Genomic DNA, 13,180 nt, shown 5'->3' on the forward strand with positions numbered 1-13,180 from the left:
AGCGTCCCAGATAGCGATTGCTGCACTCCAGCGCCGTTTTTCTCACCAATAGATTTAATTCCTACAGGCGCTCTACTTTTACCGCCTCTTCCACGTGATCTGGCCAATTGGCAGCTGGTGTATGAGGCCGCGGAGAATATGCAGCGGTATTTACTAAATCAAAACCAATTTCAGCCACAAGCGAAAGGGTGCGCTGGAACTGGGCGTTGCTTTCACCTGGAAAACCAACAATCGCATCAGCACTGATGGCTGCATTTGGCATGCGGCTGCGAATTTGATCAACGATGCGGCGATAGCGATCAATGCTGTAGCCCCGCGCCATCGCCTTCAGCAATTCGTTATCACCACTTTGAAATGGCACATGGAAATGTTCACAAACTTTGCTTAGATTGAAGCAGGTTTCAATTAAACGTTCGGTAAAATAACGTGGATGGCTAGTGGTAAAACGGATTCGTTCAATGCCATCTACATCGTGAATGTAATGCAATAAATCAGTAAGGGTATGCTCTCTGCGTCCCTCCTGGGTGATGCCTGGTAGATCGCGGCCATAGGCATCGATGTTCTGGCCAAGCAGAGTTATTTCTTTATATCCCCTGGCAGCTAATAACTCGATTTCGGCCCGAATCGCCTGGGGTTCCCGCGATTGTTCCACGCCTCGCACCGCTGGAACAACGCAGTAAGTGCAGCGTTCATTGCAGCCGTAGATCACATTTACCCAAGCGCAGAGATCGCTATCTCTGCGCGCTGTTGTTATATCTTCAAGGATGTGATTTTCATCAGTAGCTAATACTTGTTGGCCATCTTCTACCTTATCTAAAAGTGTTTGCAATCTATTAACGTGCTGAGGCCCCATTACAAGATCTAATTCCGGCACTCGCCTCAATAGGGCAGCTCCTTCCTGTTGAGCAACGCAACCAGCAACAACCAAAATAAGATTTGGGTTTTGGCGTTTACGGATCGCCTGACGGCCCAAATAGCTGTAAACCTTTTGCTCTGCACTATCTCGAATTGAGCAGGTGTTGTAGAGCACCAAATCTGCATCCGCTTCCGCCCCGCCTGGGCGATATCCCCTGGTTTCGAGGATCCCTGCCATCCGTTCGGAATCCGCTTTATTCATCTGGCAACCAAAGGTGGTGATCCAGTAGGTGCGGTTCATGGGCTTAGGAAAAAGGTGATCAGCAAACTCCAGTGTTAACTACCGCCGTTACCAAGGCAGTTTTCATGGCAGGGTGAAACCAGTGGGTCTTTGCGGTTGCATTCATGGGTTGGCAGCTGAGTCGCTTTGCGCTCACCAAGCAGGTGCCCCTCACCATCAGCCGAGGCACCACAGCAAAAGTGGAGCATTTGTTGCTGGAATTCAGCTATGGCGGCTGCACCGGCCGCGGCGAAACCGGTGGATTTGATACCGGCCAGCGTTGTTTTGACACTCCCGCATTAGAGCAGGAATTACGGCAATGGCTCCCCTCACTAGGGGCTGACGCACCACCCCCGCGCCAGGAGTGGAGATCACTTTTGGCGCCCCTTAGCCCCCCTGCCCGTTGCGCTGTGGATCTAGCCCTGCACGATTGGTGGGGTAAACAAATGGGATATCCCCTTTGGCAGCTATGGGGTTTGGGGCTTGATCGCCTTAAACCAACCAGCATCACCCTTGGGCTTGGCAGTGTGGAAGAAATGCTGCAACGCCTTAACTCTTGGCGCTGCATGTTGCCCGCCACCAGGGTGAAACTCAAGCTCGGTAGCCCCGCCGGCATAAGCCACGATCAAGCCCTGGTGGAAGCCCTTGTGCCGCACCTGGCTGGAGCCGAGTTGCAGGTGGATGCCAATGGGGGCTGGGATCTTGAAACAGCCAAATTTATGTTGCCCTGGCTTGTTGATCGCGGCGTGGTTTTAGTGGAGCAACCCCTGCCAGCTCGCAGTGGCGATGAGCAAGATTTTGCTGCGCTGCATGGGCTTGCCCCCATAGCAATAGTTGCAGACGAAAGTTGTTGGGGCATTGAGGACATGTTGCGCTTGGCCCCTTATGTGCAAGGGGTGAATTTGAAATTACTCAAAACCGGAGGATTAACAGATGCCTTATTGATGGCTCAATTAGCGCAACATCTCAATTTAAATTTGATGCTTGGTTGCTATTCAGATAGCAGTTTGCTGAATGGTGCGGCGGCCCAGCTGTTGCCATTGGTGGAATGGCCCGATCTCGATTCCCACCTAAATCTGATCAACGACCCCTTTCTTGCCCCGCCCCGCCAGGGAGACCTTCTGATGCCAAGCCAGCTGCCAGGTATCGGGGTGCCGTGATGTTGGCTGCTAACTCTCCGGTACTGCTGTTGCAGCACAACGGCCTTACAAGCCTTACTGGCAAAACCGGATTGGCTTTTTTGCGATACCGGCAGGGGCCTGTTGTGGCAGTGCTCGATCCCTCCCAAGCTGGCGCCGATTTGCCTTTGCTCACCGGAATACCAAGGCCGGTGCCCATCGTGGCTTCCGTTGCGGAAGGGATGGTTTACGGCCCCCAGGTGGCGGTGGTGGGGTTGGCCCCCTCTGGAGGGCAGCTGCAAAAAGAGTTGCGCAGAAGCGTGGCGGAAGCCTTGCAGGCAGGGCTCAGTGTGGCTAGTGGTTTGCACACCAAGCTCGCCACTGATCCGGAATTTGCCGCCTTGCTGCAACCGGGGCAATGGATTTGGGATTTGCGGGTGGAACCAGCCCAACTCCAAGTGGCGGCTGCCCGTGCAGCGGCATTGCCCTGCCGGCGGGTGTTATTTCTTGGCACCGACATGAGTGTGGGGAAAATGAGTACAGCCCTAGAGCTCACCGCTGCTGCCCGCAGCCAAGGGCTTGATGCCAGATTTGTTGGTACCGGCCAGGCGGGGATTTTGATTTCGGGTGCTGGGGTAGCCCTCGATGCGGTGCGGATCGATTACGCCGCGGGCGCAGTTGAATTTGCCTTGTTGCAAACAGCTGCAGGGGCAGGCCCGGCCGCAATTGTTTTTGTGGAGGGGCAAGGATCTTTTTGCCATCCAGGTTCAAGCGCCAGCTTGCCCTTGTTGAGAGGTAGCCAACCCACGGATTTGGTAATGGTTCATAGGGCGGGCCAAGGGGCGATTCGTTCTTTACCTGAAGTGCCTCTGCCCCCCCTTTGTGAGTTGATTAAAAGCTGTGAAACCCTTGCTTCGTTTGCTATTCCAAATGGAAATGTGGCCCCAAAAGTAAGGGCGGTAGCTCTTAATACAGCGCATCTAGGGCCACTGGAAGCGGAAATGGCAATTAAAGAAATTTCCATGCAAACGGGTTTACCCTGCGCTGATCCCGTTCGCGGGGGCGCCCAGTTACTGCTTAGAGCTTTATTAAGTTGAGGGCGAGCGAGGGGACTCGAACCCCCGTATGGCGGCACCACAAGCCGCTGCCTTAACCACTTGGCGACGCCCGCCGCGGGTACAAAATCTACCAGTTAGGCCGCAGCAATCAAATGGATCAAGCCATGCCAAAACCCTTGGGTTTCCTATTGGTAGGCGTTGGGGTGTTGCTTGCCATCACAAATCCAGGGCCCACAGAATTTCAAGAGTTTGCGGGAAAAAAACTCGCGGAAGAAGCAGTGGCGGAATTTTGTAAGCCGGGGGGCTTGCCAATGGTGGTGCAACTTGTGGTGCAAAACTGCCCAGAGTTGATTCGCGCCCAACAAAAGCCGCTTGGAGCGCTAGCTTCCCAATTCAGCAAGCGTATAAATCTCGGTTTGTTCAGTTTTTACAGCACCGAAGTGGCTGGTGCGCAGTTATTGCCTCAGTTGGCCTTGCCTGGTTATGAGTTGAAAACCATTGCAATGGCAGGTAATTTTTTAGTTATTAGCGCTTCTGAAAGCAATGCTCCCTGAAGCCCTTAGAGAAGTTTTCATCGCTGGTTGCGCCGGCCTTGAGCTGGTGGAGCACGGACCTGCGCTAGAGCGTTTATCCCATGATCAATTTGCTTTTTCGCCTCTGCTTCAGCCGCAGTTGCAGCACTGCTTGGCGGATGTTGTGGTGCGGGTGCAGCGATCTCAAGAGGTGTTGCAAGTTGCAGCCCTTTGCTACCGGCTTCAAATTCCGCTCACGGTTCGTGGGGCCGGCACCGGCAATCACGGCCAGTGTGTGCCGTTGCATGGCGGAGTGGTGCTTGATACCTCTGGCTTGAATCAAGTGCGCAGTTTTGATCCGGTTAACGGTTTGCTGATTGCAGAGCCAGGTTGCCGTTTGCTTGATTTGGATGAATGGTTACAACCGCAAGGCTGGGCCCTGCGCTTAGCCCCCAGCACTTGGCGTAGCGCCACCCTTGGCGGTTTTATTGCCGGTGGTTCGAGCGGGGTGGGCAGCTTGCGCTGGGGTTTATTACGGGAGCCAGGCAATTTGCTTGGGCTAGAGGTGGTAACGCTTGAGGCGGAACCTCAACTCCTGCAGTTGGATGCAGCGCAGGCCCAGGCCCTTAACCATGCCTATGGCAGCAATGGCATCTTTACGGCGGTAACGATCCCCACGGTGCCTTGGCAAAACTGGCAGGAGCTGGTGCTGGAGTTGCCTGATCGCCCAGCAGCACTGGCTTTGGGTGTGCAGCTCAGCGCTGCTGCATTGGAAATAGATGCGCTTTGCTACCTAGAGCAGCGCTTAGCCAAGCAGATGCCACCCCTGCCCAAGCTTGCGGCCGCCCAAGGTGATCGCTTGCTTTTGCTGGCGAGCCCTAATGCAGTGCCAGTTATTGAGCAGCTCACAACAAAAGCAGGGGGATCGCTGTTATGGCAAAGGCCCCAGTGGCCGCCCAAAGGTTTGTTGTTGCGTGAACTGTGTTGGAACCACACCACCTTGCAGCTGCGGGCTGTAGATCCTCTATTTACCTACCAATTGGTATTACTACCGGAGCCAGAATTAGCTTTTATCGAACTGATTGATAAGCAATGGCCCGGATGGTTGTATTGGCATCTGGAACGGTTGCGTGTAAGCGGTAAAGCCCGCTGGGTGGGCTTACCCCTGTTTCGCTGGCAAGGGGAAGACCAGTTCAAGGCACTCAACATAGCAATGGCTGTTGCTGGGGGTTTGATCTTTAATGCCCATGCCCTCACTGTGGAAGACAGCGGTTTGGGCATTGTGGATGGGGATCAGGTGGCGGCAAAGCAAGCAAACGACCCCAAGGGTTTATTAAATCCAGGCAAATTGCGTGGATTTAATAAAAAATAAGTTTGTTTCTAAGGGCAGTTGAGGCTGCTGCGGGTGTCTATTCCGCTTTTGCTATTTGTGCCACTTGCCCGGCGGCAAAGAAGTTTTAAATCATCTCGATCCAGCAGAGCTTCACTAAAATCAGCCCCTTCAATCTCTGCATTCGCAAAACTGCTGCCGCTGGCGATTACATTTGTGAGGTTGCTATTTTTTAAATTTGCTTCACTAAAATCAGCTCTATCCATCAGTGCGTCGCTTAGATCAGCCCCTTCAAAATTAGCCCCGCTGAATGATCCTTGGGTAAAAATTGCCCCTTGTAAATTCGCTCCAGAGAAATCAGCTGCTCTAGCAAGAGCGCCAGCAAATGAACTTCCTTCTAAATCCTGATTTTCAAAATGACCATTACTTTGGTTTGTAAGTGTGTAATCAGTTTTTTCTAAATAATTTGAGGTAGCTATAGCCGCTTCTGCATTAAAATTCAAAGTTAATAAGATTATTACCAGTGCTAAGGCTGTAGCATAAAAGCTGAAGAAAGCCAATAATTTGATTAAGGCTTTATTTAAACTTTGCATTTTAGAGCCTTGAGCAATTCTCGCTAAGCTCAGCCTACATGTTTAATTAAATTTTTCTCATTTAACTGTTTTCATTTAGCTGTTCCCATAGAGCACTTAACAAATAAAGCGAACCTGCAATCACTGGTGTAGCGCCAGGGGCCAGCAGCGCCTCGAGCCCTTCCGCTGCATTGCTTGCCTGTTGAATTTGGCCGCAGCGATGTGGCAAGCCAGCCCTTAACTCGTCAGCACTCCAGCTTTGGTGGTTTGGTAGAGCCAAAATCCAGGCTTGATCGTTGCTACCAAGCAAGGTATTAACAATTTCAAGGCCTTGTTTATGGCGCTGTATCCCCAGTAACCAGCGCCGTGGTTGATCAGACAACTCTTGCCGTAAGGCTGCTGCCGCTGGCTGGTTATGGGCCCCATCAAGCAATAGTTTGCGGCCGCGCCATTCCAGTTGTTCCAATCGGCCTGGCCAACGGGCAGTTGCTAAGCCCTTATTTATGGCGGCTTCGCTTATTTCCCAGCCCCGTTCATTTAAAGCTGCAGCCATGCCCACAGCTACGGCTCCATTTGAACGCTGCCAACGGCCCCCCAAAGCTAGGGGCTGCTCATTCGCTAATGGCGCCACCCAACGCAGTTGGGTGGCGCTAGCGGCCGCTCGCTGTTCCAGCACTTCAGCTACCTGCTTCACTTGCGGGGCACTGATGGCAATAGTTCCAGGCTTAAATACCCCAGCTTTTTCTGCGGCAATCTGCTCCAAGCTGTTGCCTAGATATTCGCAGTGATCTAAGCCAATGCTGCCGATACCAACAACGGAGCGATCGCTGTGGGCGGTGGTGGCATCGAGGCGGCCTCCAAGGCCCACCTCCAACACTGCAAGATCGATCTTGGCATCAGCGCAGATGCTAAAAGTTGCGCCGGTTATTAATTCAAAAGGGGTGAGCTTATGGCTGGCGCCTAGGTCTTGCCAGCTGCGGAGGGCTTCACGTAATTTTTCTGGATTAATCCAGTTGCTATCCAGCTCTAATCGTTCGCACCAACTCAGGAGATGGGGTGAGCGGTAGATCCCAGTGCGAATTTCTGCTGCTTTAAGCATCGCCCCAAGCATTGTGCAAATTGAACCTTTGCCATTGGTGCCCGCCACCTGCACCGCTGGAAAGCGCTTCTCCGGGTGCCCAGCATCAGCCAAAGCCGCCTGCAGCCGGTATAAACCAAGATCAACGCCTCGCTGTGAAAAAGGCTCCAGAAGATCTGAGAGCTCAACCGGAGCAGGCAGTTGCAGAGGTTGCAAACGCTTTAAAACTTGGCAAGGGCCAGATCTAAGCGATGTAAGGCTTTGTTTAGCTCCCGGCGAGTAATTACAAGTGGGGGAACAAAACGCACCACCTGGGGCCCTGCCGGCACCAGCAATAGAGCTTCAGCCATGGCCGCTTTCACCAATTCAGCAGCAGTAATTACCCCATCTCTTAGCAGCAAACCCTGGATTAACCCCCAGCCCCTCTCGCCACTTAAGAGGCGAGGCCATTTGGCCACTCGCTGGCTAAGGCCATCCCGCAGCTGTTCACCTCTTTGCTGAACATTAAAAAGCAACTGGCGGCGGTCTAACTCTTGGGCCACAGTTAAGGCGGCACGGCAGGCAAAAGGGTTGCCACCAAAGGTGCTGGCGTGATCGCCGGGTTCAAATACAGCGCAGTGATTTTTAACAGCTAAGGCACCAATTGGAATCCCACCCCCTAGGCCCTTGGCGATTGTGAAGGCATCAGGTTCGATCCCCAGCTGCTCATAGCCCCAGAGGGTGCCACTACGGCCCATGCCCACCTGCACTTCATCGCTAATTAGAAGAAGTTGATGTTCGCTGCACAGCTGCCGCAATTCTTGAAAGAAAGCTGGATTACCTGGAATTACCCCGCCTTCTCCCTGTAGGGGTTCGATCAGCACAGCCACGGCCCGATCTTGATACTGCTGCAGGCTGGATTTAAAGCTATCGATATCGTTATAAGTGAAGTAGGCGAAGCCATCTGGTAGAGGCTCAAAGCCGCGGTGATATTTGTCTTGTCCGGTGGCAGTAACAGTGGCAAGCGTGCGGCCATGGAAGCTAGCGCGAGCGCTCAGCACCAAGGGACGATCGATTTGCCGCTTGCTGTGGCCGTATTTACGGGCCAGTTTTATTGCTGCTTCATTTGCTTCAGCGCCTGAATTGCAAAAAAACAGCTGATCGGCACAGCTGTGTTCTTGGAGCCAGGTGGCAAGTTCTTCCTGCTCTGGAATTTCGTAGAGGTTGGAAACATGTTGCAACTTGCCCAGCTGCTTAGATAAAGCTCTGCGTAATCGGCCGTTGCTGTGTCCCAGGGTGCAAGTGGCAATCCCTGCAACGCAATCGAGATACCAGCGACCGTCGCTGGCTTTTAGCCACACGCCACTACCTTTTTCAATTTTTAGGGGGTAACGGCCATAGGTGGCCATCACAGCGGTAGATTTAGGGCTTGGGGGCATGGCGGAATTGGTAGACGCAGCGCACTCAAAATGCGCCGGCTTCGGCTTTGTCGGTTCGAGTCCGACTGCCCCCATCAAGTGTAGGTGCGTTTTATCGAAGCACCTAATGCATTTAGCTTGCCTTCAAGATTGTCGTAGCCACGATCAAGGTGTTGCAAACCTTGCACCGCCGTAACGCCATCGGCAGCAAGACCCGCCAGCACCATTGCTGCAGCTGCCCTTAGATCACTGCCGGTTACGGGTGCGCCGCTGAGCCGAGCCACCCCTTCAACAAAAGCTGTATTTCCTTGGGTGCGAATCGCTGCACCCATGCGCTGCAATTCGCCGATATGTTGCAAGCGATTTTCAAAAATTGCTTCAGTTATCACGCTGGTGCCATTGGCTGTAGCGAGCAGGCTCATGAAAGGGGCCTGAAGATCAGTTGGAAAACCTGGAAAAGGTTGAGTACGTAAATCAACCGAATTCACTTGATCAGCCTTAATCGTTATGCCGATGCCATCGTTGCTGAGTTTGCAGCCGCACTCTTCAAGTTTACTAATTACAGCCCCTAAATGTTCTGGAATAACAGGTGTTACCCGGATACAGGAACGGGTGATAGCTCCTGCCAATAAAAGGGTTCCCGCTTCAATCCGATCGGGAATAACCATGTAATCAGCCCCATGCAGCTTTTCCATCCCCACAATTGTGATCGTGGGGGTGCCAGCACCACGCACCCGGCCCCCCATGGCGATGATTAGCCCTGCGAGATCAATTACTTCCGGTTCTTGCGCGGCATTCTCAATCACCGTTTCGCCATCCGCCAAAGCGGCAGCCATCATCAAGGTTTCTGTGGCACCAACGCTGGGGCAATCGAGGTGGATGCGTCCACCGGTGAGGCGATGGCCGCGGCCTGGCACTACCGCCGACACAACCCCGTGCTCAATAGTTACTTGAGCTCCAAGTGCCTTTAATCCTTTTACGTGTTCCACCACCGGGCGGGCGCCGATCTTGCAACCGCCTGGTAGGGGCACCCTGGCAACCCCGAGGCGGGCTAGCAGGGGGCCAATGCAAAAAAAGCTGGCCCGCAAACTATTAACAAGTTCGTAGGGGGGAGATACCTGGCTTAATTGATCTGCCTGCAATTCCACCCAATCGCTGCCGCGATTAATCCGAACACCAATTGCTTCAAGGATGTCGCCCATGCCGCCAATGTCTGAAAGCGCCGGCATATTGCGCAGCCGCAGGCTATCTGCGCTGAGCAAGCTGGCGGTCATTAGCACTAGGGCTGAATTTTTTGCACCGCTCACCCTCACTTCCCCTTGCAGCTGGGCACCCCCACGAATTTCCAATTGGGGGGTTAAAAGCTGCTGAGACGGTGTGAGGGTTACTGTCATGGAAGGCTACCGTCTGCGCTTCGTATATTGACAATTAAGCCTAAGACAGTCTAGAAGGCCGCCCTTTGAACTGTCTTTACGATGAACGATTTGTTCGCGAGGGAAGAGGGGTGTTGTGGGTTAAGGTTTGAAATGGCCGTTTTACGGCAACGTCAGCGGATGTGGCGGAATTGGTAGACGCGCTAGTTTCAGGTACTAGTGGCAGTAATGTCGTGGGAGTTCAAGTCTCCCCATCCGCATTAATAAACGAATTAAAATGCGATTTCTTTCGTAAGTTGCTCGTCAAATCTGTTTTTTTTTGACATTATTAAGCCGTATGCCACAGATGAAGTGATCGTTCTCAAAATCAGCAATGCATCGGATTTGGTTGCTTCAAAAGTTGGCCGTTTTTTAGAAAAACTCACCCCCGATGGCATGGAAGAAGCCAAGGTGGAAGAGGAGGTAATTAAAAAACTCGTTGAAAACTTAAGGGCAGAAGGGATCAAAGGTTCAGTGGCATCAGTGAAGGGGCTCGAACTTTCCAGCGATGGTTTACAACTTAAAAAAGAACTGCATATGCGCCGTTTTGAGGAGATTTAACCCTGGGCTCCGAAATAATTACAAGTAGACGCAATCCTTTGGTGGCCAAATTGCGGTCGCTACACCAGGCCAAGGGGCGCAAAGAGCAAAATTTGATCTTGCTAGAGGGCACTCATCTGCTTCAGGAATGTGAGCGGTTGCGGTTAGAACCACAATTGATCTGTTCCACCGATATTTGGGCCCAACGCCATCAATATTTAATGCAATTAACGCCTCGGCAAATCGTTAGCCCAGAGGTGTTGTGTGCAATGGCTAGCACTGAAAATCCAGATGGTGTTGTATCACTTTTGGCTATGCCAAGTGATCTAACTTCACTGCCTCAGCTTGATCTAGCTGCTAAGCCGCTGCTGCTGGCCTTGGATCGGGTGCAAGATCCGGGCAATCTCGGCACCTTATTGCGCACTTCGCTTGCGGCAGGTGTTGATCAGGTGTGGCTTGGCGGCGGAGCAGATCCTTGGCAGCCAAAGGTGTTGCGGGCTTCGGCTGGTGCAGTTTTGCAACTACAACTAAAGCGCTGGCCCAGCTTGGTTGCCGGCATAACTATGGCCAAACAATCCGGCCTCCAAGTTTTGGCAGCGGTGCAGCGGGGGGGCAGGCCTTATTGGGAGGTGGATTGGCAATTGCCAAGTGTTTTGCTGCTTGGCAATGAAGGGGCTGGCTTAGCGGCAGAGTTGATAGATGAAGCGCAATTGGTAACGGTGCCCCATGGCCAAGAGGTGGAATCCCTCAATGTGGCAGTGGCAGCAGGTTTGATGTTGATGGAACGCAACCGCCAAACCCACAGGGCGATCCATGGCAGGGGAGAATCATTAACAGCTGAGATGGGCCCTTGACTGCTGCAGAGGGATCAAACAACAAATTCGATTACGACTTGATCGTGATTGGTGCCGGTTACGGAGGCTTTGATGCTGCAAAACATGGGGCAGACCATGGTTTGCGCACGGCAATTATTGAAAGGGCTGATATGGGAGGCACCTGCGTTAATCGCGGTTGCGTGCCCTCAAAGGCTTTGCTTGCAGCCAGTGGCAAGGTGCGGGAGCTAACTGATCAAGCCCACTTGGCTCAATTTGGCATCAAAACTGGCGGCCATAGTTTTGATCGCCAGGCTATTGCAAACCATGCCAATCAATTAGTAGCAAATATCCGCGAAAATCTCACAAAAAGTTTGGAGCGGGCAGGGGTAACAATTATTAGGGGGCAAGGGCGAATGCAGGCAAGCCAGCGGGTGGCTTTGCGGCAATCGGATGGCATTGAACGCGTACTTAGCGCCAAAGATGTGGTGCTTGCGAGTGGTTCAGATCCCTTTGTGCCTCCTGGTATCACAGTCGATGGAGTAACAGTTTTTACAAGCGATGATGCAATCAAATTAGAAAGTTTGCCCCCTTGGCTTGCAATCATTGGCAGTGGATATATAGGCCTTGAATTTGCTGATGTTTATACAGCTCTTGGCTGTGAAGTAACGATGATCGAGGCCCTCGATCGGGTAATGCCAACATTCGATCCAGATATTGCCAAATTAGCCGCTCGTAAACTTATTGATGGCCGCGACATTGAAACAAAGGTTGGTGTTTTTGCTAGCAAAGTGATCCCCGGCAATCCGGTGCGGATTGAATTAATTGATGCCACAAGTAAAGAATTGGTTGAGGTGTTGGAAGTTGATGCGGTGTTGGTGGCCACCGGCCGCGTGCCAACTAGTAAAGATTTAAATCTTGCTGCTGTTGGTGTGGAAACCAATCGTGGTTTTATTCCGATAGATGATCAGATGCGGGTGCTGGCGAATGGTGAGCCTGTACCCCATCTTTGGGCTGTTGGTGATGTAACAGGAAAGATGATGCTTGCCCACACGGCTGCAGCCCAGGGGGCTGTTGCAGTGGATAATATCTTGGGCCATCATCGCCAGATTGATTACCGCTCAATTCCAGCTGCTACCTTCACCCATCCGGAGATAAGTTCCGTTGGTTTAAGTGAAGTTGATGCTAAAGCATTAGCAGCTGAGGCTGGTTTTGAATTAGGCACGGTGCGTAGTTATTTCAAGGCTAATTCCAAAGCATTAGCTGAATTAGAAAGTGATGGAATAATGAAGTTGTTATTTAATAAGGGCACAGGTGAAGTGCTCGGTGCCCATATCTATGGCCTTCATGCCGCTGATTTAATTCAGGAGGTTGCAAATGCAGTAGCTAGGCGTTTAAGTGTAAAACAACTCGCCAATGAAGTTCATACCCATCCCACCCTTAGTGAAGTGGTAGAAGTTGCCTATAAACAAGCAGCTATGGCAGTGGCTGGTTGAGTTATGCAGATCCGTCGTAAACCGCCTAGCCCCAAAGTGCGGGTTTCATATCTTGAATATGGTGTGCCCCTGCCGGATGAAAAGCCTCAGCACATTCTTGAAGAGATCGTGTGGGCAAAAGATCGTGAAATTGCTATCGCAAGGGAGCGAGTGCCTCTTTTAAAACTGAAGGAGCAGGTTGCTTTATTGCCAGCACCTTTAGATTTTGTGGCGGCTTTAAAAGCAGCCTGCCTTAAGCCAGCAGTGATTGCTGAGATAAAAAAAGCTAGCCCCAGTAAAGGTGTAATCCGGGAAAATTTTGATCCGGTTGCAATCGCAAAAGAATATGCAAGTGCTGGTGCCAGCTGCATATCAGTTTTAACTGATAAACAATTTTTCCAGGGCGGTTTTGATGTGCTAGTGCAGGTGCGACAGGTAGTTGATCTGCCGCTGCTATGCAAAGAATTTATTCTTTCCCCCTATCAGCTTTATCAAGCCCGCGCCGCCGGCGCGGATGCAGTGCTGCTGATTGCAGCAATCCTGAGCGATCAAGATTTGGCTTATTTGCTAAAAGCAGCCAAGGCGCTACAGCTGGCGGTGTTGCTTGAGGTGCATAACGCTGAGGAACTCGAGCGAGCACTAACTTTTGATGGGGTGCAACTTATTGGTATAAATAATCGCGATCTGGCTAGCTTTCACACTGATCTTGCCACCACTGAAGAATTAACTGCCATTTATGGC

Annotated in this window: 12 protein-coding genes, 3 tRNA genes and 1 pseudogene; 10 read left to right on the plus strand and 6 right to left on the minus strand. The window is 51.9% G+C overall.

Features of this window, described 5'->3' with window-relative positions:
• Positions 1-1,156, minus strand: a pseudogene (gene miaB, locus KB557_RS05090) (tRNA (N6-isopentenyl adenosine(37)-C2)-methylthiotransferase MiaB); the annotation flags it as partial.
• A gap of 104 nt (positions 1,157-1,260) precedes the next feature.
• On the opposite strand from miaB, the gene KB557_RS05095 reads away from it, so the two are divergent.
• Together KB557_RS05095 and KB557_RS05100 are read left to right on the plus strand one after the other, a co-directional pair.
• On the plus strand, positions 1,261-2,295 hold the full coding sequence (locus KB557_RS05095) for a dipeptide epimerase (protein WP_255131919.1): 1,035 nt from the start codon (positions 1,261-1,263) through the stop codon (positions 2,293-2,295).
• Entirely contained in the window at positions 2,295-3,350 is a 1,056-nt protein-coding gene (locus KB557_RS05100; RefSeq protein WP_255131940.1) for a DUF1611 domain-containing protein, read from the plus strand. Before KB557_RS05095 ends, KB557_RS05100 begins: the two co-directional genes overlap by 1 nt.
• 1 nt (position 3,351) lies before the next feature.
• On the opposite strand, the gene KB557_RS05105 is transcribed toward KB557_RS05100, so the two are convergent.
• Positions 3,352-3,424: transfer RNA gene (locus KB557_RS05105), tRNA-His, on the minus strand.
• A gap of 51 nt (positions 3,425-3,475) precedes the next feature.
• Between KB557_RS05105 and KB557_RS05110 the strand changes: the two genes are divergently transcribed.
• The gene (locus KB557_RS05110; RefSeq protein WP_255131920.1) at positions 3,476-3,865 is read left to right on the plus strand and encodes a DUF4359 domain-containing protein; all 390 of its coding nucleotides are present in this window, start codon (positions 3,476-3,478) and stop codon (positions 3,863-3,865) included.
• On the plus strand, positions 3,855-5,195 hold the full coding sequence (locus tag KB557_RS05115; protein ID WP_255131921.1) for an FAD-binding oxidoreductase: 1,341 nt from the start codon (positions 3,855-3,857) through the stop codon (positions 5,193-5,195). The genes KB557_RS05110 and KB557_RS05115 overlap by 11 nt, the downstream gene beginning before the upstream one ends.
• 8 nt (positions 5,196-5,203) lie before the next feature.
• Here KB557_RS05115 and KB557_RS05120 read toward each other — a convergent pair whose 3' ends face one another.
• The 3 genes from KB557_RS05120 to KB557_RS05130 all read right to left on the minus strand — a co-directional run bounded on the left by KB557_RS05120 (position 5,204) and on the right by KB557_RS05130 (position 8,221).
• Entirely contained in the window at positions 5,204-5,746 is a 543-nt protein-coding gene (locus KB557_RS05120) for a pentapeptide repeat-containing protein (RefSeq protein WP_255131923.1), read from the minus strand.
• 61 nt (positions 5,747-5,807) lie between these two features.
• Positions 5,808-7,019: a Mur ligase family protein gene (locus KB557_RS05125; RefSeq protein WP_315856192.1), complete on the minus strand. Its 1,212-nt coding sequence runs from the start codon at positions 7,017-7,019 to the stop codon at positions 5,808-5,810.
• 5 nt (positions 7,020-7,024) lie between these two features.
• On the minus strand, positions 7,025-8,221 hold the full coding sequence (locus KB557_RS05130; RefSeq protein WP_255131926.1) for an aspartate aminotransferase family protein: 1,197 nt from the start codon (positions 8,219-8,221) through the stop codon (positions 7,025-7,027).
• On the opposite strand from KB557_RS05130, the gene KB557_RS05135 reads away from it, so the two are divergent.
• Positions 8,214-8,295, plus strand: a tRNA-Leu gene (locus tag KB557_RS05135). The genes KB557_RS05130 and KB557_RS05135 overlap by 8 nt on opposite strands.
• On the opposite strand, the gene murA is transcribed toward KB557_RS05135, so the two are convergent.
• On the minus strand, positions 8,296-9,594 hold the full coding sequence (murA, locus tag KB557_RS05140) for a UDP-N-acetylglucosamine 1-carboxyvinyltransferase (protein WP_255131928.1): 1,299 nt from the start codon (positions 9,592-9,594) through the stop codon (positions 8,296-8,298).
• Between the two features lie 155 nt (positions 9,595-9,749).
• Here murA and KB557_RS05145 point away from each other — a divergent pair.
• The 5 genes from KB557_RS05145 to KB557_RS05165 all read left to right on the plus strand — a co-directional run.
• Positions 9,750-9,833: transfer RNA gene (locus KB557_RS05145), tRNA-Leu, on the plus strand.
• 91 nt (positions 9,834-9,924) lie between these two features.
• Positions 9,925-10,173 (plus strand): hypothetical protein, encoded by a 249-nt coding sequence (locus KB557_RS05150; RefSeq protein WP_255131930.1) that lies wholly within the window; start codon positions 9,925-9,927, stop codon positions 10,171-10,173.
• 41 nt (positions 10,174-10,214) lie between these two features.
• Positions 10,215-11,006 carry an RNA methyltransferase gene (locus KB557_RS05155; RefSeq protein ID WP_315856193.1) on the plus strand — a complete coding sequence of 264 codons (792 nt, stop codon included), beginning with the start codon at positions 10,215-10,217 and terminating at the stop codon, positions 11,004-11,006.
• Positions 11,003-12,460, plus strand: coding sequence for a dihydrolipoyl dehydrogenase (gene lpdA / locus KB557_RS05160; protein WP_255131935.1), 1,458 nt, complete (start codon positions 11,003-11,005; stop codon positions 12,458-12,460). The genes KB557_RS05155 and lpdA overlap by 4 nt, the downstream gene beginning before the upstream one ends.
• A 3-nt stretch (positions 12,461-12,463) precedes the next feature.
• The coding region (locus KB557_RS05165; RefSeq protein ID WP_255131938.1) for an indole-3-glycerol phosphate synthase TrpC at positions 12,464-13,180 on the plus strand (717 nt) is incomplete at its 3' end.

The organism is Synechococcus sp. Cruz CV12-2-Slac-r, from assembly GCF_024346075.1.
Taxonomy (GTDB): domain Bacteria; phylum Cyanobacteriota; class Cyanobacteriia; order PCC-6307; family Cyanobiaceae; genus Synechococcus_D.

Coding starts and splice junctions, on each gene's coding strand:
- KB557_RS05095 (WP_255131919.1), top strand. CDS start 1,261: ATGGGTTGGCAGCTGAGTCGCTTTGCGCTCACCAAGCAGGTGCCCCTC.
- KB557_RS05100 (WP_255131940.1), top strand. CDS start 2,295: ATGTTGGCTGCTAACTCTCCGGTACTGCTGTTGCAGCACAACGGCCTT.
- KB557_RS05110 (WP_255131920.1), top strand. CDS start 3,476: ATGCCAAAACCCTTGGGTTTCCTATTGGTAGGCGTTGGGGTGTTGCTT.
- KB557_RS05115 (WP_255131921.1), top strand. CDS start 3,855: ATGCTCCCTGAAGCCCTTAGAGAAGTTTTCATCGCTGGTTGCGCCGGC.
- KB557_RS05120 (WP_255131923.1), bottom strand. CDS start 5,746: ATGCAAAGTTTAAATAAAGCCTTAATCAAATTATTGGCTTTCTTCAGC.
- KB557_RS05130 (WP_255131926.1), bottom strand. CDS start 8,221: ATGCCCCCAAGCCCTAAATCTACCGCTGTGATGGCCACCTATGGCCGT.
- murA (WP_255131928.1), bottom strand. CDS start 9,594: ATGACAGTAACCCTCACACCGTCTCAGCAGCTTTTAACCCCCCAATTG.